General features: G+C 50.9%; 12 protein-coding genes and 1 tRNA gene. 6 read left to right on the forward strand and 7 right to left on the reverse strand.

From position 1 onward, the window contains the following. Nucleotides 1-4: 4 nt before the first annotated feature. From IB286_RS02895 to IB286_RS02910, 4 genes are all read right to left on the reverse strand, one after another. Complete coding sequence (locus IB286_RS02895; RefSeq protein WP_190762230.1) at nt 5-754, reverse strand: sulfite exporter TauE/SafE family protein; 750 nt, start codon at nt 752-754, stop codon at nt 5-7. A gap of 189 nt (nt 755-943) precedes the next feature. Continuing rightward, complete coding sequence (gene pdxR, locus IB286_RS02900; protein WP_190762232.1) at nt 944-2419, reverse strand: MocR-like pyridoxine biosynthesis transcription factor PdxR; 1476 nt, start codon at nt 2417-2419, stop codon at nt 944-946. A gap of 332 nt (nt 2420-2751) precedes the next feature. After that, nucleotides 2752-5916, reverse strand: a complete 3165-nt coding sequence (locus IB286_RS02905; protein WP_190762234.1) for an efflux RND transporter permease subunit — start codon at nt 5914-5916, stop codon at nt 2752-2754. A gap of 15 nt (nt 5917-5931) precedes the next feature. Next, complete coding sequence (locus IB286_RS02910) at nt 5932-7122, reverse strand: efflux RND transporter periplasmic adaptor subunit (protein WP_190762236.1); 1191 nt, start codon at nt 7120-7122, stop codon at nt 5932-5934. A 440-nt stretch (nt 7123-7562) separates the two neighbouring features. Between IB286_RS02910 and IB286_RS02915 the strand changes: the two genes are divergently transcribed. The 5 genes from IB286_RS02915 (at nt 7563) to IB286_RS02935 (ending at nt 15332) form a co-directional block, all read left to right on the forward strand. Then, nucleotides 7563-9851 (forward strand): TonB-dependent receptor, encoded by a 2289-nt coding sequence (locus IB286_RS02915; RefSeq protein ID WP_190762238.1) that lies wholly within the window; start codon nt 7563-7565, stop codon nt 9849-9851. Between the two features lie 205 nt (nt 9852-10056). After that, nucleotides 10057-11784 carry an amidohydrolase gene (locus tag IB286_RS02920; protein WP_190762240.1) on the forward strand — a complete coding sequence of 576 codons (1728 nt, stop codon included), beginning with the start codon at nt 10057-10059 and terminating at the stop codon, nt 11782-11784. 164 nt (nt 11785-11948) lie between these two features. Beyond that, nucleotides 11949-13058, forward strand: coding sequence for an S-(hydroxymethyl)glutathione dehydrogenase/class III alcohol dehydrogenase (locus IB286_RS02925; RefSeq protein ID WP_190762242.1), 1110 nt, complete (start codon nt 11949-11951; stop codon nt 13056-13058). Next, complete coding sequence (gene fghA, locus IB286_RS02930; RefSeq protein WP_190762244.1) at nt 13058-13894, forward strand: S-formylglutathione hydrolase; 837 nt, start codon at nt 13058-13060, stop codon at nt 13892-13894. Before IB286_RS02925 ends, fghA begins: the two co-directional genes overlap by 1 nt. An 85-nt stretch (nt 13895-13979) precedes the next feature. Next, a complete protein-coding gene (locus IB286_RS02935) occupies nt 13980-15332 on the forward strand; it encodes a succinylglutamate desuccinylase/aspartoacylase family protein (RefSeq protein WP_190762246.1) in 1353 nt (450 codons plus the stop codon). A 3-nt stretch (nt 15333-15335) separates the two neighbouring features. Here the strand turns inward: IB286_RS02935 and nadS are convergent, their stop codons facing one another. The 3 genes from nadS to IB286_RS02950 form a co-directional block, all read right to left on the reverse strand. Beyond that, complete coding sequence (nadS, locus tag IB286_RS02940) at nt 15336-15629, reverse strand: NadS family protein (RefSeq protein ID WP_190762249.1); 294 nt, start codon at nt 15627-15629, stop codon at nt 15336-15338. A 1-nt stretch (nt 15630) separates the two neighbouring features. Continuing rightward, nucleotides 15631-15951, reverse strand: coding sequence for a type II toxin-antitoxin system RelE/ParE family toxin (locus IB286_RS02945; RefSeq protein ID WP_190762250.1), 321 nt, complete (start codon nt 15949-15951; stop codon nt 15631-15633). Between the two features lie 249 nt (nt 15952-16200). Next, a tRNA-Leu gene (locus IB286_RS02950) sits at nt 16201-16287 on the reverse strand. A 127-nt stretch (nt 16288-16414) separates the two neighbouring features. Between IB286_RS02950 and rnr the strand changes: the two genes are divergently transcribed. Further along, complete coding sequence (rnr, locus tag IB286_RS02955) at nt 16415-18865, forward strand: ribonuclease R (protein ID WP_190762252.1); 2451 nt, start codon at nt 16415-16417, stop codon at nt 18863-18865. Nucleotides 18866-18871 lie beyond the last annotated feature (6 nt).

Below are 18871 nucleotides of genomic sequence, written 5' to 3' on the forward strand. Positions count from 1 at the left end.
GCTCCTAAACTAAACTGATCAATTGATAGAGCAGGCGTGCACCGGTAACGTAAAGTGCAATTTCCATGATCTTGAAAAACACCTGCTGATTAACTTTGCGCAGGGCATGCATACCAAAGTACGTGCCGATTAATGCAAATACGGTGAGTAAAATAATGATTCCCAAATGTTCGAAATAGGAGAATCCGAGGTAGAGGAACGCCGGGATTTTGGTGGCGTGGGCAATCATTTGCATGATGGATTTATTAGCGACAATCTCTTCTTTGCTGAGATCATTGCGCATAAAAAACACGGCGAGTATGGGGTCGATCGCGCCGGCAATAATGCCGATGGCGCCAGTGGCTAAACCTACCCAGAAAAAATTGTGATCCTTAATTTTTATCTGTGGCAGATGTTTTGGACGAAACAGGGTGTAGGCAATTAGCGCTAGTAATACGACCAGCGGTAAAAATTCGTTGTAATATTTTTCGGCGTAAAAAGTGGCAATGGCTGCGCCGATAATAGTGCCCACGGCAAAGGGAAAAATAATTTTCCAATTGAGATGCGCGCGCAGTGAAAGTGAGCGCACGGCATTATTGATCAGTTGTACATTGCCATGAATGGGGATGACCGCCGCCATTGGAATATAAACATTCATTGCTGCCAGCATCAGCGCACCGCCCGCCATACCCGTAATAGAGGTAATAAACGAGGCGCCTACTGTTGAGAACAGTAGGAAGGCGAGTGAAAAAAGGCCGAGCTCTGAGATATTCATAATGCGGGTTCTTTGGTGTTTATGGAGAGAGTGTAGCTGAACACCAAAGGGGCACTAAAAGCCAGCATTAGGGGAAGGATAGTGCCAGCCCATAGGGCACATAAAAAAACACCGAGCACGAACGGGGCTCGGCTCGGTATCAGAGTTGCAAGCGTACCTGGGTGGGTTTCAGCTCACAGAAACTTTCTGTTAATCAATCAGTTTTCCTAGTAGTTGCAGGCCGGGATTGATTTTTTCAGACTGAATGGCAGAGAAGCCAAGTCGCAGATAATTTTTGGGTTGGCCCTCGGCAAAATGAATGCTACCGGGCTCAATCAAAATGCCGTTCTTGGCCGCTTTCCATGCCAGTTGTTCGGTGTCAAAACCTTCGGGGCCTTTTAACCAGATTGAAGTTGCACCCGAGGTAGAGCTTTGTTGAAAGAAGTCGGGCAAATGCTCGGCGATGCCTTCTTTCATTAGTGAAAGCTTTTGCTCGTAGTGTTCACGCAATTTACGCAGATAGTTGTCGTAGTAACCGCGCGAGAAAAATAGCGCCAGTTGCCGTTGGTTTAGTACTGGAACGTGGCGGTACATCAAGCGGCGCAGTGAGCGCGCTTCATAAATAAGGTCTTCATCTGCCACCATAAAACCAAGGCGCAAACCGGGGGCGATGGATTTAGACATGCTGCCAATATAGATCACACGGTTATTGCGGTCTGCGGCGCGCAGTGCGGGTTGCACATTGGCTTGCAGATTAATTTCCGCATCGTAATCATCTTCAATTAGAACAAAGTCGTGTTTCTCGGCAAGCTCCAGCAATTTGGCGCGACGGGCAGAAGAGAGTACCGCGCCAGTCGGAACTTGGTGACTTGGGGTGATGTACAAATAATCCAATTCACTCAGGGCTTTTTCCGATTCGGCGTCGACTTTCAGGCCTTCTTCATCTACTGGCAGAAAGCGAATGTCCGCATTAAAGGTAGAGAAAATATTGCGTGCATCGGGGAAGCCGGGATCTTCAACGCCCACCTTGGTGTCTTTGTTCATTAACAGATTGGCTAGAATATAGAGTGAATTCTGGGTGCCAATGGTCACCAGAATTTCGCTGGTTTCCGCAAAGATTCCGCGCCGTGGCAGAATTTTTGAGCGCAGTTGATCTACTAGCAGGCAGTAATCGCCATCGACCCAGTCGTGCGACCAGTGTTTGGATTTATAGCCAGACAGGGCCATGTAACCGCATTCGCGCCAGCTATTTTCGGGGAATAGTTGAGGGTCAACCTGACCGTAAATAAACGGGTATTCAAAGCGCGCCCAGTTGCTGGGTTTAACTATATTCTTTTTGTTGCCGGGGCGAGTATTAAAGCGTTTATCCCAATCAACCAGACGCTCAGAATTAGCGTTGTCTACTTGAATATGTTCGCTTTTCATTTTGCAGGTCTGGGCGTCTTTATTGACGAAATAGCCCTGCCGCGGTGCGGCGGTGAGATATTCCATATCCACCAGATCTTCATAAACCTGCATCACGGTGTTGCGCGAAATGCCCAGCATTTTGGCCATGTTTCTGGATGAGGGCAGGGGGATATCAACGGGAATACGACCGGCCACAATCATATCCACTAAATGCTCGCGCACTTGTTCGTTAAGGGTGCGCGAGGCATCGAATTCTATATGGATAAGCTGTTCTGACATGGTAATTCACCGGAAATAAGACGGTTTAACGTTTGTCAGAGGTGTAGCAATCCCCGTGCCTAAAAAAATAAATTTGGCAGGTGAAAACAAATTTCGGTCAAATTAGACCGTTTTAAACAAGCGCTATTACCTGCGATATTGGCAGTGATAACTTGTCAGCCTGTTTTGGTGCTCTGTTATAACCGCTATGCGCAAAAACGTGTCATAAGCCTGGGCGATTCTCCTGATTTGATGTTCGTGTTCTCAAAAAAACGTTCTTTATGCTGCTTTGTTGTGCGCCCCTGCTTTGTTATTGCACCAGTCAGGGGCGGATTGGTTAGCGGCCCGGCTTTTTAAGTTAATTGGGTTTCTAGCGATTTCTGCGATTTTTTCGCAATAACCCCTTCCAGAATCATATAGAGCGCCGGCACCAATATCAGCGTTATTAAGGTGCTAAATAAAACCCCGCCAGAGAGTGATAAGGCGATGGGTACAAACAGCAAGCGGGTGGAAATATCCTGCGTGGCGATGAGAGGAACCAAGCCGATAAAGGTCGTGGTTGAGGTTAAGAACACCGGGCGAAAGCGCTCGATGGCCGCATTATAAATGGCGGTTTGATGGTCGAGCCCTTGCCTGTGCAAGGTGTTGGCTCGATCGACAAGTACAAGTGCCGCGTTGACCACCACACCGGACAGCGCCACGATCCCGAGAATAGAGAAGAACAGGAAAGGCTGGCCGACCACAAAGTGAGCGGCGATGGCGCCAACTAAGCCAAAGGGGATTGCGCTCATAACGACCAGCGGTTGCAGATAAGATTTAAGCGGGATGGCGAGCAGCGCATAGACCGCAAACATGGCGACAAGCGAGAGTTGTAATAAGCGGTTGATGGACTCCAAACTTTCTTCGGCCTCGCCTGCCAGCAAGACTTCTACCTGCGGGTTTTGGGCTTTGATCTCGGGAATGTAGTGGCGAGATAGCTCCTGTAGCACTTCGTCGGTAGTGATACGGTTTTGATCGACATCGGCGATAATTTTTACGACTTTCTCTCCATCTATCCGATCAATGCTGGACATGCTGCGGGTATAGGTCATATCGGCAATAGCCGAGAATGGCACTTCAATTCCAGCGGGCGATCGAATACGCATAGATTCGAGATTGCCGATGCTTTCGCGCTCATCGTCGGGGTAGCGAACAATGACTTTCACTTCTTCTTCGCCGCGCTGAATGCGCTGCACTTCTTCACCTTGAAAGGCTTTGGCAACCTGCTGGGTGAGGTCGATGGTGTTAAAGCCGAGGTTGTAGCCTTCGGGCAACATGCTGAGTTGCAGCTCTTGTTTGCCGTATTGGAAAGTGTCGTAGATATCGAATACGCCGGGTACGGTGTACAGGCCAGCTTTAATTTGTGATGACACTGTATCGAGCTGTTCGAGGTTGTCGCCACGCAGTTCGATTTCTATCGCATTGCCAATGGAAACGGATTTGGCATCAAAGGTTTGTTTAACGGCATTGGGAATCGGGCCGGTATATTCGCGCCAGCGACTGGCGAGTTCATCGGCGCCGGGGCCTCGGTAGTCTTCTGGCAGATTTAGATTAATACCAACTTCGGCAAAATGTCGCCCCACGGTTGCATTGCCAGAAGTGGTGCTTCTGATCAATTTTTTTCCCAATGAGACTATGATGTGATCCATAACCGCGGCGTTTTCTTGCGGGTTTAGCGCCCGTATTTCCTCTCGCAATTGATAGGCCGCTTGGGTGATTTTCTTTAGCGCAGCTTCGGTTTCCTCTATCGGAGTACCTTCGGGTAGCGTAAGGCTGGCGTACATCCGCTCTCCGGGAACGGGTGGGAAAAATTGCACGGGCACACGGCCGCTGGCACTGAGGGCAACAGCAATAATCAAGATGCCAAACGATGCAGAAAGGGTGGTGAATTTGTTTTTGAGCGCCGATTGTAAAAATGGCGCGTAACGCTGCTGTACAAAATTATCTAGGACTTGATTAATGCGGGTAAGAAAGCGGTTCCAGCGACTGTCTTTCTTTTCCTTTTTTTGGCTATCTAATGAGTGCGCCAAATGTGAAGGCAGCAATAATTGAGATTCGATCAATGAAAAAATCAGGATGGTAATGGTGACAATGCCAATCGGTTTGGCAAGAAAGCCTACCGCACCAGTTACAAATACCAGAGGCGAAAAGGTGGCGATGGTGGTGAGTACGCCAAACACCACGGCGGTAGAAACTTCTTGAGTGCCAAGTTTGGCCGCCTCTGAAGGAGAGTAGCCGGCCGAGTGTAGGCTGAATACACGCTCGCCGACCACCACCGCATCGTCAACCACAATGCCTAGCACCAGCATTAAAGCGACAATGGAGAAAGTGGAAATGGTGACATCCAGTGAGGGGAAAAACATGGTGGCCCCCAGTATGGAAATGGGGATGCCCGCCGTAACCCAAAATGCCAGTTTGGGCTGCATAAAAAGAGACAGCGTGATAATCACTAGGATCAAGCCGGAGATGCCGCTGTCGGCCATTTGATCCATGCGATCGCGCAGATCGTTGGACTCGTCCTGCCAGATTAAATAATCGACGCCCTCAGGGAGCCAGCGCTCGGACTCTTCAAAATAGTGGTGCACTTTCTCGGCAACATCGATGACGTCTTCTTCGCCGATGCGTCGAACATCAATAATAATACTGGGCTTTTCATCTATTGAGGCGCGTACTCCCGTGTCTTTAAATTCATCGTGGATAGTGGCGATGTCGGAAAGGCGCAACAGCGTGCCATCAGCTTTGGCGGAAACCACAATCGATTTAAAAGCTTCTTCGGAGTCGCGCTGCTCAGCGGTGCGAACCAGAATCTCACCATCCTGACTGTTGATAATCCCAGCGGGCAAATTAAAAGAATTTCGACGAATGGCGTTGGCGACATCAGAAATACTCAACTCATGTTGCCGGAGCTGAAACTCAGACACATTGACTGAAATCTCCTCCGGGCGGGTGTAGGCCAGTGCGACTTGACTCACGCCGGGCAGGCCAAGCAGATCGCGGCGAATTTTTTGGCCGAGGCGCTTGAGCGCTAACTCGTCGGATGCGGTAGAAGAAAGTACCACCTGCAATAGCGCATTGCTGGTTCTGACATCGGTAACAATGGGTTGTTCGCTGTCGTCGGGGAAGCTGTCAATTTTGTCGACAATGTTTTTAATGTCGGCGAGGGCTTTGGTTTTGTCCGCCGATTCATTTAATTCAATGGTGACACTACAGTTGCCTTCGCGGGCGCTGGATTTGAGTTTTTTAACGCCTTCGGTGCCGGTGATTTGTTCATTTAATTTCACACAGATTGCGCCGTCAGTTTCTTCGGCAGAGGCTTGCGGATAGGTTACAGAAACCTGCACGGCATCCACCTGCATCTCCGGGAATTCCTCGCGCTTCATCGTGCTGAGGGTGAGCAGGCCGGTGACAATCATCAGGCACATGGTCAGATTGGTCGCAACCGGATTATCAATAAACCAGGCGATAGAGCGATTTAGCATAGCGCGAGGTCCTGTTTAAATTTGCGGGGCAGCTTGAGTGCTGGACTTGGAACTGGAGTTAGAGCTGGGACTGGCTGCTTTCACAACGGAAACCTCCATGCCGTCGATGGCGATATCGATATGGGATTCGCAAATAAGACTACCCGGCGTGATGCCGCCATTAACCAGTACAAAATCCCCTTCGTTTCTAAGGATGTTGACCTTGGGCAGGCGCAGACGATTTTCTTGATCGACCAGTAATACGCGCTGGTCGTTGCGCACCGAACGGCGGTGTAGGCGATAAACATCCTCGACCTCGCGCCCTTCAATTTCGGCATGCACAAACAAGCCGAGTGGCACTGCAGGTGTCCCTTTTTCGACTCGAATATCCACAATGCCGGTAATCATATTGGAGCGGGTGTCCATCTCGGCTTCTAGACGAACCAGTTGGCCGGTATGGTGCAGTTCTGTACCGGCAAAGGTTGTGGTGAGATGAACAGTTGCGGGGTTTTCTGGTGAGGGATAAGCCAAAAACTCAATGTCTTTGCTGGGAATAGGCAGCTTCACTTCATAAAGGTCAGCTTGATAAATGGTCGAGGTTTTTTCACCGCGACGAATAAACTCTTCAACGGCAACATTTTCTTCAAGTACCTTACCGTCAAACGGCGCGGTAACGGTAGCTTGCTGTAATTTACGCTGTGCATCTGCAAGCTGCACTTTGGCAACTTCATAATCTGAGCTGGCGCGAGAAAAGGCGCGTTCGGCCTGATCTAAATCGGTATTACTGGCGAGTTTCTTTTTATAAAGCGCGCGAATTCGCTTAATGTCATTGTCCGCAAATTCAAATTCCATCTTCGATTTTTTTAGCGTCACTTCCGCCTTGGTCAGTGCCGACTCATATTCAGCGCGGTCGATTTCAAACAGCACATCGCCTTTTTTAAAAGTGCCGCCAGACACAAAGTTGTCGTTTACCGAAGTAACTTTGCCATCTACCTCGCTGATGATATTCACCTGGTGTTTGGGAGAAAGCACCCCCTGTGCGCTTACCATTAAAGTGGTGGTCTTGGGGTAGACCTCAACCACGCGCACCACCGGTAATATTTTCTCAATGGGTTTGGCTTCAAGTTCGGTTTTAGTCAGCATCAAAATAGTGGCAACTGCGCAGCAGGCGATAAATACCAAGCTGGGCGGCTTCAATAATAAAGTTGCGACATTTGTTTTCTTCATGATTTTTCCTTGCTCGTTACCGAGATAGGCCAAACAGTTAAATTCTTGGCGCGTGAGACGCTGCGTTTAAAGAAACGTTAAACGAGAGCGGTATTCCGCTATAGAGCCAGGGCTTATTAATAAAGAGGGCCACTCGATGAACAATCGGCAATGTTCGTCAGTGTTTGTGAGTTGCGCAGCCCGCGCTCGCAAATAGTGCGCGACGACTTTTTTTGATGCGGAAAGTAAAAGTGCGGCTGAGCAAAGTTGTGAGTTATTGGTGCGCGGAGTGCTTTGCTGTGCGCAGCTTGAGTGCAAAAGTCGCTCTGGTACCAGCTGGCCTGTGACTTAGCGAAATCTGGCCCTATAGCCAGCAAAAACATCTGCGGTAGCTTCTGTCGTGTAACGAATTTACACAGCTCGGTCGTTATAAGGCGGCTGAGAAACGCAGGAGTTCAATTATGAGTAATTCTACATTCCGTAAGCTAGCCCCCTCAATGCTGCTGACTACAGCGATGTTTGCGGGCAACAGCTTCGCGCAAATGGAAGAGGTGATTGTTACCGCACAAAAACGTGCGGAAGACCTTCAGGATGTTCCTATTGCGGTAACTGCAATGAATGAGCAAATGCTGAAAGAAGCGGGTATTTCAAACGTCAGCGGTGTTGCCGTGCGTACCCCCGGCTTTAGCATGGGCGAGTTTAATCCCACTCAGCCGCAATTGTATATTCGCGGTATCGGCTCAAACGGTGACGGCGCCGCCAGTGGCGAGCAGTCCGTGGCCATGTTTATCGACGGTGTATATGTAAACCGTAGCGCCGGAACAGGTATGGAGCTGTTTGATATTAGCTCTATCGAAGTGCTGCGCGGCCCTCAGGGAACGCTCTGGGGTAAAAACTCTGTAGCCGGTGCGATTAACGTAACCACTCGCCGCCCAACGCTGGAGTTTGAATCTGCGCTGGAATTAACGGCGGGTAACTTGGGCTACACCAATGCGCGTGGTTTTGTCTCTGGTGGTATCACTGACAAGATTGCAGGCAAACTTAGCCTCAACTCTAAACACCGCGACTCCTATGTGAAAAGTGTTTACAACCCCGAGGTTGAGCACGGCGAGATGGACAGCATGGGCGCGCGCATGCAGTTGGAGTTTCAACCCATCGACACGCTGACCGCCTTGTTGACCCTGAATTACTCAGAAGATGATCGCACCGGTACGGCGGCGGTTCCCGGTGAAGATGCCGGTTCATTGGCCACTATGTTGCAGCGCGCACAGGATGATGGCTTTGTAAGAAAAGCCGGCTTCCACGAGAACTACAGTGATACCGAAGGCTTTACCAGTATGGAAAACCAAGGTGCCTCGCTGAAATTAGATTGGGATATCGGCGATGTTACGCTGACCTCGATCACCAGCCATACCAGCAACTATGCCGATATGTATTCCGATGGCTTCAACGTTGCGGCGGAAATCTGGGCTCAATACGGCTTTCTTGAAGCCGCTCCCGGTGTAGAAGTTCCCCTAGGGCGCTTTGAGGTGTATGCCTTTATTGATGAAGAGTCAGATTTGTTTACTCAGGAGTTTCGCTTAGCTGGGTATTCAGAAAAGCTGAAATGGCAAGCTGGTTTGTATTATGCGAAGGAAGATACGCAGCGTATAGAAGGTCAATATTTTGATGCGCCGTTATTAGCAACCTTTGTACTGGGGCCGCAGGGTGCGCTGTATTCGCCCTCTATCGATCAGGCGCTACAGGACAATACCACCACCAGTTACGCTGCATTTGGTGAAGCCACTTACTCGCTCACTGAAAAGCTGGAGCTGACCTTTGGTGCGCGCTTCACTCAGGAAACCAAGCAATACCGCAATGAAGGCACGATGACGTCGGTTTCTCCAGTGACCGGTTTGCCGATTGTGGGCGACCCACTCACGCCGCCACTGGAAGTGATTTACGATGTTGAAGAAACCTGGAAGGCGCCAACTTTCAGAGCGGTAGCGAATTACTTCGTGGGTGAAGAAAGCATGGTTTACGCCAGCGCGGCAACCGGCTTCAAAAGTGGTGGCTTTGCACCTTCGACTCCTCAGGGCAGCACTCAAGACGAGCCTTTCAATGAAGAGAAAGCCTTAAACCTTGAGATCGGTATGAAAACCACCATGCTGGATCAAACACTGCGGATTAACACGGCGATCTTCAGAACCGATTACGAAGACCTGCAAGTACTGCAACAGTTTGAGTGTTCTAGTTGCATTATTCCGCCGCTCATCACTAAAAACGCCGGTCGTGCAATCTCTCAAGGTGTTGAATTGGAAGCGACTTACCTGTTTACCGATAACCTGGTATTCACCGGTAGTTACGCCTACCTCGATACCGAGTATGTTGAACTGGGCGGTCAGCTGAAAGAAGACGAAGGTAATAAGCTGCGCAACGCACCGCGCAATGCGTATACCGCTGCCTTGAGCTACCACTTGCCCTTAGGCGACAAAGGCTTCCTCGATTCGCGTGTTGAGTATGTCTATAAAGATCAGGCCTATCAGGACACCGCCAATATCGATTTCGCCGCGATTCCTGAATACAGCCTTGTGAATGGTCGACTGGCGTACACCAGTCCGGCGGAGAACTGGGAGGTGTCACTGTGGGGTAAAAACCTGCTGGATGAAGAATATTACCTGCACAACTTCCAGCTTCCTCCTTTCGGTGCGATCCATGTTCCAGCAACGCCAAGAACTTTTGGTCTAACCGTAACCTACACCTCTTTCTAAACCGGTTCACAGCCGATCCTTGGGCGCGAGCGAAGGCTTAGCGCCCTTTTTTATTTTTGAAAATACCAGACTTAATTTTAGTAAATTACTGGTCCTTCAATCGCGTTAAACTGGCCCTATGCGGCAACGGCTCAGGCCGTTTTAATCAGAACTGTATCGGGCGCTTTTGCCCTGTGTTACCCGTAAATTCTCAGTGGAGTTATTAATGAGACGAATTCCTTTAGTGCTATCTATCGCATGTGTGCTGGGTCTTTCCGCCTGTGGAAAATCCAGCAATGAAGCCGATCAGGTATTTTACGGCAGCAATATCATTACCATGGATGAGGCTAAACCCAGCGCCGAGGCAGTGGCGATTCAGGATGAGAAAATTGTCTATGTTGGCGATAAAGCGGGCGCAGAAAAATGGTTGGGTGACGACACGCGCGTTGTCGAGCTAGGTGAACGCGCTTTGATCCCCGGTTTTATCGACAGCCACGGCCATATCGCTGGTGTGGCGGCCATGATTAACTTTGCCAATATTGCTTCGCCACCGGTAGGGCCGGTTCAGAAAATAGACGATATCCTTGCTATTTTGAGTGCCGAGCTTGAAAAGCGTGATGCTGATGATAAAAGCTGGTTGATCGCTTCAGGTTACGATGATTCCTTGATCGCAGAAATGCGTCACCCCACCCGTGACGATCTGGATAAAGTTTCAAAAGATGTGCCGATCTATTTGATGCACGTTTCCGGTCACTTGGGCACCGCTAACTCCGCCGCCTTAGCGGAGATGGGCATTGATGAAAATATGGTTGATCCCGATGGCGGTGTTTTCCGTCGCTATCCCGGCAGCCAAAAACCCAATGGCGTTATGGAAGAAGAAGCCACCCATATGATGATGGGTGCCCATATGCTTGGCCCCATGAAAAACCCCTTTAACGTTATTAAAGCGGTTAAGAAAACCATGGCCTACTACGCCAGTTACGGCGTGACCACCATTCAAGATGGCGGCTCAGATTACCGCGTGGCAATGGCCATGAAAGTGCTGGATTGGTTTGCGCCCATCACCATGGATGTGGTGGTTTTCCAAGCGGCCAAAGATGGCAATCCGCCGCTCACGCCAGATGAGCTAGACGAAAAAGTGAAAGACGGTTACAGCCACAATGTGCGCTTGGGCGGCGTGAAACTGATGTTGGATGGCTCTCCTCAAGGACGCACCTCGTGGATGACCCAGCCCTACAATGAAAATCCAGAAGGTATTGAAGGCCCTTATGTAGCTTACCCCACCACCGATCCCGATGTGTTTAAAGCAGCGGCGGCAAAACTGCTGCACAAGGGCGTTCCGATTCTGGTTCACGCTAACGGCGATGCAGCTATTGATCTGGTAATGGACGCAGTCGACGAAGCCTTTGCCGGGCAGGAAATTCCCGATCACCGCTCAGTAATTATTCACTCTCAGGTCATGCGCCCCGACCAAGTTGTGCGCGCCGCTAAACTGAAAATGGTGCCATCGTTCTTTTCTTCACACACCTTCTTCTGGGGTGATTGGCACCGCAAGAGCTTTGGTGAAGAACGCGCTGCCCATATCAGCCCAACCAAAGCGGCTAAGGATTTGGGGGTGAACTTCACTATTCATAACGACAGCCCTGTGGTGCCTTCTGACATGATGCGCCTGATTTGGGCAACCGTGAATCGCGAAACCCGCAGCGGCTTTATTCTCGGCCCAGATCAGCGTCTCTCACCCTACGATGCTCTTTATGCAGCAACTATGGGGGGCGCTTATCAATACTTTGAGGAAGATAAAAAAGGCTCCCTCACCGTAGGCAAGCAAGCTGACTTGGTGGTATTGGGTGAAAACCCCTTAACCGTTGATCCCAAAACCATTAAAGACATTCCGATTGTTGAGACTATTGCGCACGGAAAAACCGTGTATCAAAACCCCTCAGCATCACTGTAATTACTCCCTCCTAGTAATCTTTGGCCGCGCAAGCGGCCTTTTTTGTTTTAGTGGCGGATAGCCGACTAGATAGAGAGATTAATTTCATACTTTTTGCCAAGCTGAAACAGAGTTTGCGGTATAGTCCACGGCACAATCTTGTCGAAACGATACTGGAGTGAACTATGGACGTGCGTGCAGCGGTCGCCTTTGAGGCGGGCAAACCTTTATCGATTGAAACTGTGCAGCTGGCTGGCCCCAAGGCGGGCGAGGTGCTAATCGAAATGAAGGCCACCGGGATTTGTCATACTGATAAATTCACGCTCTCTGGTGCAGATCCTGAAGGTATTTTCCCCGCCATTCTTGGGCACGAAGGCGCCGGCGTGGTGGTTGAGGTCGGCCCCGGTGTGAAGTCGCTGAAACCCGGCGACCATGTTATTCCGCTGTACACGCCAGAATGTCGCGAGTGTAAAAGCTGTACGTCGCATAAAACCAATCTGTGTACCTCTATTCGCGCCACTCAAGGTCAGGGTTTGATGCCCGATGGCACGAGCCGTTTCTCTTTGGATGGCCAGCCGATTTATCACTATATGGGTTGCTCGACCTTTGCTAATTACACGGTAATGCCGGAAATCGCGGTGGCGAAAATTCGTGAAGATGCGCCTTTCGATAAGGTTTGTTATATCGGCTGCGGTGTCACTACCGGTATTGGTGCGGTGTTGTTTACTGCCAAGGTAGAGGCCGGCGCCAATGTGGTGGTGTTCGGTTTGGGCGGTATTGGTTTGAATGTGATTCAGGGCGCCAAGATGGTGGGTGCCAATAAAATTATCGGCGTGGATTTAAACCCTGAGCGCGAAACCATGGCGCGTCAGTTTGGTATGACTCACTTTGTAAACCCTTCTGAAGTTGAAGGCGATTTGGTGGCTCACCTTGTTGAACTGACCGATGGCGGCGCGGATTACAGTTTTGAATGTATCGGCAATGTTGAGGTGATGCGTCAGGCTTTGGAGTGTTGCCATCGTGGTTGGGGTGTTTCAACAATTGTTGGAGTGGCGGGTGCGGGCCAAGAGATTTCGACGCGTCCGTTCCAGCTGGTGACCGGTCGCCGCTGGCAGGGTACCGCGTTTGGTGGTGCACGTGGTCGCACTGATGTGCCGCGCATTGTGGATTGGTATATGGATAACCGTATTCAGATTGATCCGATGATTACCCACTTACTGACACTGGATCAGATCAATGAGGGTTTTGATCTGATGACCCGAGGCGAGTCGATTCGCAGCGTGGTGGTGTTCTAATGGAGTTAAGGTCTGAACACGGCTGCTTTGGCGGTCGTCAGTATTTCTATAGCCATGCCTCACAAAGCACCGGCACCCAGATGAATTTCTCGGTGTTTGTACCGCCGCAGGCCGCCAGCCAGAAAGTGCCTGCGCTGTATTACTTGGCGGGGCTAACCTGTACCGAAGAGACCTTTATGATTAAGGCGGGCGCGCAGCGGCTTGCCGCCGAATTGGGTTTGCTTTTGGTGAGTTGCGATACCAGTCCGCGCGGGCTGGATTTGCCGGGTGATGCCGATAGCTGGGATTTTGGTGTGGGTGCGGGGTTTTATCTGAATGCCACACAGCCGCCGTGGTCGGGTCATTATCGAATGGCGGATTACGTGAATGAGGAATTGCCCGCGCTGATTGAGGCGAACTTTCCTGCCAGTGCTGAGCGTCGCGGTATTTTTGGTCACTCGATGGGTGGGCATGGTGCGCTGGTTACGGCATTGCGTAATCCCGAGCGTTGGCATTCGCTGTCGGCTTTTGCGCCCATCGCTAATCCGGTGGCGGTGCCTTGGGGGCAAAAAGCCTTTTCAAATTACTTGGGTAATGATGAAGGCGCGTGGGCCGAGTGGGATGCCAGTTTGTTGATGGCAAAGCAGGCCTTCCCGAGTGAAGTTTTGGTCGATCAAGGCGAGGCGGATGCCTTTCTTGAGCGCGAGCTTCACCCCGAGGCGTTGGAACATGCGGCGGAGAAAAGTGGGCAATCACTTCGGCTGCGGCGTCATGCTGGATACGATCACGGCTATTACTTTATTCAGAGTTTTATCGAAGACCATCTACGGCATCACGCCGGTATTTTGTTTGCTTGAATAATCGCCAATCTTGGCAATCCGCCTAGCCAAAATGGTATCGTGAGCGTTTTACACTCATTGATATATTGAGACTTACCGCGCTATGCCAAGATTGGACGCTTACTTCCTCGCCCGGTGTTTGGGTTTTTCCTTTGTTATTGCGATGTCGCCGCCTTTATTGGCTGCCGGCGGGGCTACCGCTGCGGCTGCGGCCAGCGCGTCGCAATCGGCAAAAGAAGAAAAACCGGTAGCGCAAGAGCCGTCTCAAACTGAGGAAGTAGCTGTGGTTGAGCCGCAAATTGAAAAAGCGCCCAATGTAGATCTCAGCAAGGTTGCGCCAGTACCTGAGCCAAAAATTATTGAGCCGGTGGAAACCGTTGCACCAGTTGCCGAAACAACTGTTCCGGAAACTGCCACTGCGCCAGTGGAACAGGGCGCACTAAATACCCCTTTCGTCATTTTGGGCGCCGAGGTTGAACCCAGCGCTTCCAGCCGAGTGGCGTGGTCGCCGGATAATAATATTTCAGGTCTGGCCGCACCGGCGCCGGTGCTGGTGGTGAATGGTAAGTACGCGGGCCCTACGCTGTGTTTAACCGGGGCGATTCATGGCGATGAGTTGAACGGCATCGAAATTATTCGCCGTGTGGTCTATGACCTTGACCCTAAAAGTTTGAAGGGCCGCATTATTGCGGTGCCTATTGTGAACTTGCAGGGCTTTCGTGAAGGCAGTCGCTATTTGCCGGATCGTCGCGATTTAAACCGATTTTTCCCCGGCGATGTCAAAGGCAGTTTGGCTTCACGCATTGCGCATTCCTTGTTTTATAAGGTGATTAAGCAGTGTGATTATTTGGTGGATGTGCACACCGGCTCGATGCTGCGCGACAACCTGCCACAAGTGCGTGCGGATATGCTGAATGAATCGGTGGCGAATTTTGCCAAGCTGATTGATAACGTGGCGATCGTACACAGCAAAGGTGATTCAGGTATGTTGCGGGTGGCGGCGGTGGCCGAGAATATCCCCAGTCTGACCTTGGAGGTGGGCGAATCACTGCGTATTCAGGAAGATCAAATCAAGGCAGGGGTAACGGCAAGCCAAACCTTGCTGGAGCGCTTGGGCATGTATCGCTACTTTGGTGTGTGGGGTAAGCCCACGCCAGTGTTTTATCAGTCGGAATGGATTCGCGCACCACGCGGCGGGATTCTTTTTAGCAATACTCGGCTCGGTGATGTAGTGAAGGTGGATCAGAAACTGGCCACCATTATCGACCCGATCACTAATGAAAAATCAGATATCATTGCCGATGTTGCCGGCAAGGTGATTGGTATGGCGAATAATCAGGTGGTGATGCCCGGCTTTGCCGCTTTTCATATTGGGATTCATTCCAAAGATGAAACGACGATCGAGCCAGAGGCGTCAAAAGATCTTGACCCGGCGGAAGAGCCGATTACGGAGTAAATATTAAGATCGGAGCTCTTCGGCAACAATTTCAGGGTGGCGTTCGACAATTTGCATCAAGCGCGCGGCAGGCCCTGAAACGCTTCGGCGGCCTTGCTCCCAGTTTTTTACAGTGTCGTCAGAAACATTCAGGACGCGGGCGAATTTACCTTGAGACAGGCCTAGCTTGTTTCGTAGTGCTTTTACATCAATTGCATCAATATGATGTGTGGTTCCGCCGGTTGGTGATCGCCCTTGTTTGTGGGCAACCATCCATTCCACGCTTTCTTTTAATTCTGAAAAACGATCGCTTGCCATATCATTTACCTTTTAGCTGGTAAGCCAGCTCTTTAAGTATCTGTTTTTCCTGTTCGCTTAGGTCCGATTTTTCACCCTTGCAATAGCCCATTACTAAATAAACTTGTTGGTCTTCATTAAACCAGTAGTAAATCACTCGACCGCCGCCACGTTTTCCGTGCTCTCCGTAGGCAATGCGAATTTTGCGAAAGCCACCGGTACCTTTGATGACATCGCCTTTTCTTGGGTCGGCTACGAGTTCAAGTTGAAGGCGGTAGAAATCTTCGTCACTCACATTGGCTTTAAGCCATCTGGAGAAAACGGGGGTTTCAATGAATTGCATAAAGAATCGTACGTCAGTGGCGCATGTGCGTCAATGGCGTATGGTGGGGTGTTGGTCGTATATCCGTATTTGTCATGCCCAGCTCCTTGCTAGTAATAAATGTAGCAGAAGTTTTTCGGGATATTTTGTATAGGGCGGTAATGTCTATTCGCTGGAATATTTAAGTGCAGGGGAATTTCTGTGATAAGTTGGAAAATAGAAATCCACGGCTAAATGCGTGTTTCAAAGTAAAGAGAAAGAATTGGGAAATGGTGCCCAGGAGAGGACTTGAACCTCCACGGCCGTGAAGCCACTAGCACCTGAAGCTAGCGTGTCTACCAATTTCACCACCTGGGCAGAGGAGATGAAACTCGCCATAGCGAGTAGAGGCGCGCAATTTACTGATTGAAACCCTTTTTGTCAACGCTTGCGGTACACTAGCCGCAAAATATTTTTCTTCTCCGATTACGGACTCTAGCTTTTTATGGCAAAACGCCGATCTGTTGATGACCCCCACGCTTCCCGAGAGGCGGAGCGCTACGAAAATCCCATTCCCAGCCGCGAATTTATCCTTGAGCAATTGCAGGGTTTGAAAGACGGTTTGACCGTTGCCCAGCTTAGCCGTCGTTTGCGGATTGAGGGCGAGGCTGAAGAGGAGGGTTTGCGCCGCCGTTTGAAAGCAATGCTGCGCGACGGTCAAGTTCAGGAGGGCCGGCGCGGCAAAATTCAAGCGATTGATCATCAGGATACCTTGCTGGGTAAGGTGCAGGGGCATCGCGATGGCTTTGGCTTTGTCATTATTGAGGGCGAGTCTGACGATGTGTTTTTGTCGAATCGTCAAATGCAGCAGGTGTTTGATGGCGATCTAGTTCGGGTGTCCGTCACCGGCTGGGATGCGCGAGGCCGTCGCGAGGGTGCCATTGTTGAAGTGGTGGAGCGTAATACCCGTCAATTAGTGGGTAAGTTGACGGATAATCGGGGCCGCTTTTTGGTGGTGCCGGATAATAGTCGCATTCAAAACTGGGTGGCCCTCGACAATGACGATACTGCAGGTGCCGCCGCAGACGATTATGTGATGGTCGAGATTACCCAGCAGCCGGGGCCGCGCCAGCAGGCGCGTGGGCGAATCACCGAAGTATTGGGTGATCGTCGTACCGTGGGTGTTGCTACCGAATTGGCTCTGCGCACCCATGAAATTCCTTTTGAGTGGCCAGAGGCCGTTGAGGAAGAGGCGCGCAGTTTTGGCAGTGAGCCCGGTGAGGCTGATAAAACCTTTCGGGTGGATTTGCGCAAGTTACCGTTGGTCACTATTGATGGCGTGGATGCTCGCGACTTTGATGATGCGGTGTACTGTGAGCCGAAAAAATCGGGCGGTTGGCGCTTGTGGGTGGCCATTGCCGATGTGTCCCATTATGTGAAGATCGGTTCGGCGCTGGATACTGAAGCTCAGAAGCGTGGCACCTCGGTGTATTTCCCTGATCGGGTAGTGCCGATGTTGCCCGAGGCGCTTTCAAATGGCTTGTGTTCGCTCAAGCCAGAGGTGGAGCGGCTTTGCATGGTCTGCGAAATGACCATTAGTGCGCAGGGGCGATTGAGCGGTTATCAGTTTTATGAAGGTTTGATGCGTTCTCATGCGCGTCTAACCTATGACGAAGTCGGCGCCATGCTAGACGTTGAGGGCGCTGACCCTGCGGCGAATAGCGGGCGTTTCCCTCATTTGTTGCCCCAGCTTCGCCATTTGCATAATTTGTTTTTGGCTCTGCGGGAAGCCCGTAGCGAGCGCGGGGCCATTGATTTTGAAACCGTAGAAACACGCATCGTGTTCGATTCGCAAAAGCGGATTGAGGCGATTGTGCCGGTGCATCGCCACGACGCACACAAACTAATTGAAGAGTGTATGTTGTGCGCCAACGTAGCAACGGCAAAAGCGCTTGAGCGCGCTGGGCTAGAGGCCTTGTACCGGGTGCATAAAGGCCCCAGTGATCAAAAGTTGGAAAATCTGCGCAGCTTCCTCGGTGAAATTGGCTTGGGGCTAAAAGGTGGTGCTGAGCCCACGCCGAAAGATTATCAGGCTTTATTGGGGAGCCTTGGTGAGCGTCCCGATGCGCAAATGATTCAGACGATGATGCTGCGCTCGCTGAGTCAGGCGGTGTATCAGCCAGAGAACGAAGGCCACTTTGGTCTGCACTACAGCGGTTACACCCATTTCACATCGCCCATTCGCCGATACCCCGATTTGCTGGTGCACCGCGCGCTACGTTATCTGATTCGTGGCGGTTCGGAAGAACGCTGTTTTGTCGCTGCGAAAGGCGCAACGGATATTCCGCGCAAGCAGATGTATCCCTACGATATGGCGGCGCTGGTGGGCTTGGGTGAGCACACCTCGATGACAGAGCGGCGTGCGGATGATGCCTCTCGCGATGTCATGGCCTTCCTTAAATGCGAGTTTTTGCAGGAACATGTCGGCAGCGAGTTTGAGGGCGTGGTAACGGCGGCGACCAATTTCGGTTTGTTTGTCGAGTTGCAGGATCTCTATATAGAAGGGTTGATACATATTACCGCCCTACCCAAAGATTATTACCAGTTTGATCAGGCGCATCAGCGTTTGGTAGGCGAGCGCACTCGTAAAGTGTTCCAGCTTGGCGACACACTAAAAGTGCAGGTGCTTGCTGTTGATTTAGATGAGCGCAAAATTGATCTAGGGTTAGTGGCTGGGGCCGCAAGTGCGCCGCGCAAAAAGCCCTCGGTGCGCGAAGCGCTAGCCATGGGCATCATGCCCGGCGGCAAGGGTAAGGGTAGCGGTAAGCCAGCGCGCGGCAGCAAAGGTCCGCGCGGAGGTGCCAAGGGCAAAAGTGCTGCTGGCCAACGCACTGACGGTCAAGGTGCCGGCGGCCAAGGTGCAGGTAAAAAGAAAGGCGGCAAAAAACGCCGCTGAGTTGAA

The sequence above is a fragment of the Spongiibacter pelagi genome, from assembly GCF_014705705.1.
Lineage (GTDB): Bacteria > Pseudomonadota > Gammaproteobacteria > Pseudomonadales > Spongiibacteraceae > Spongiibacter > Spongiibacter pelagi.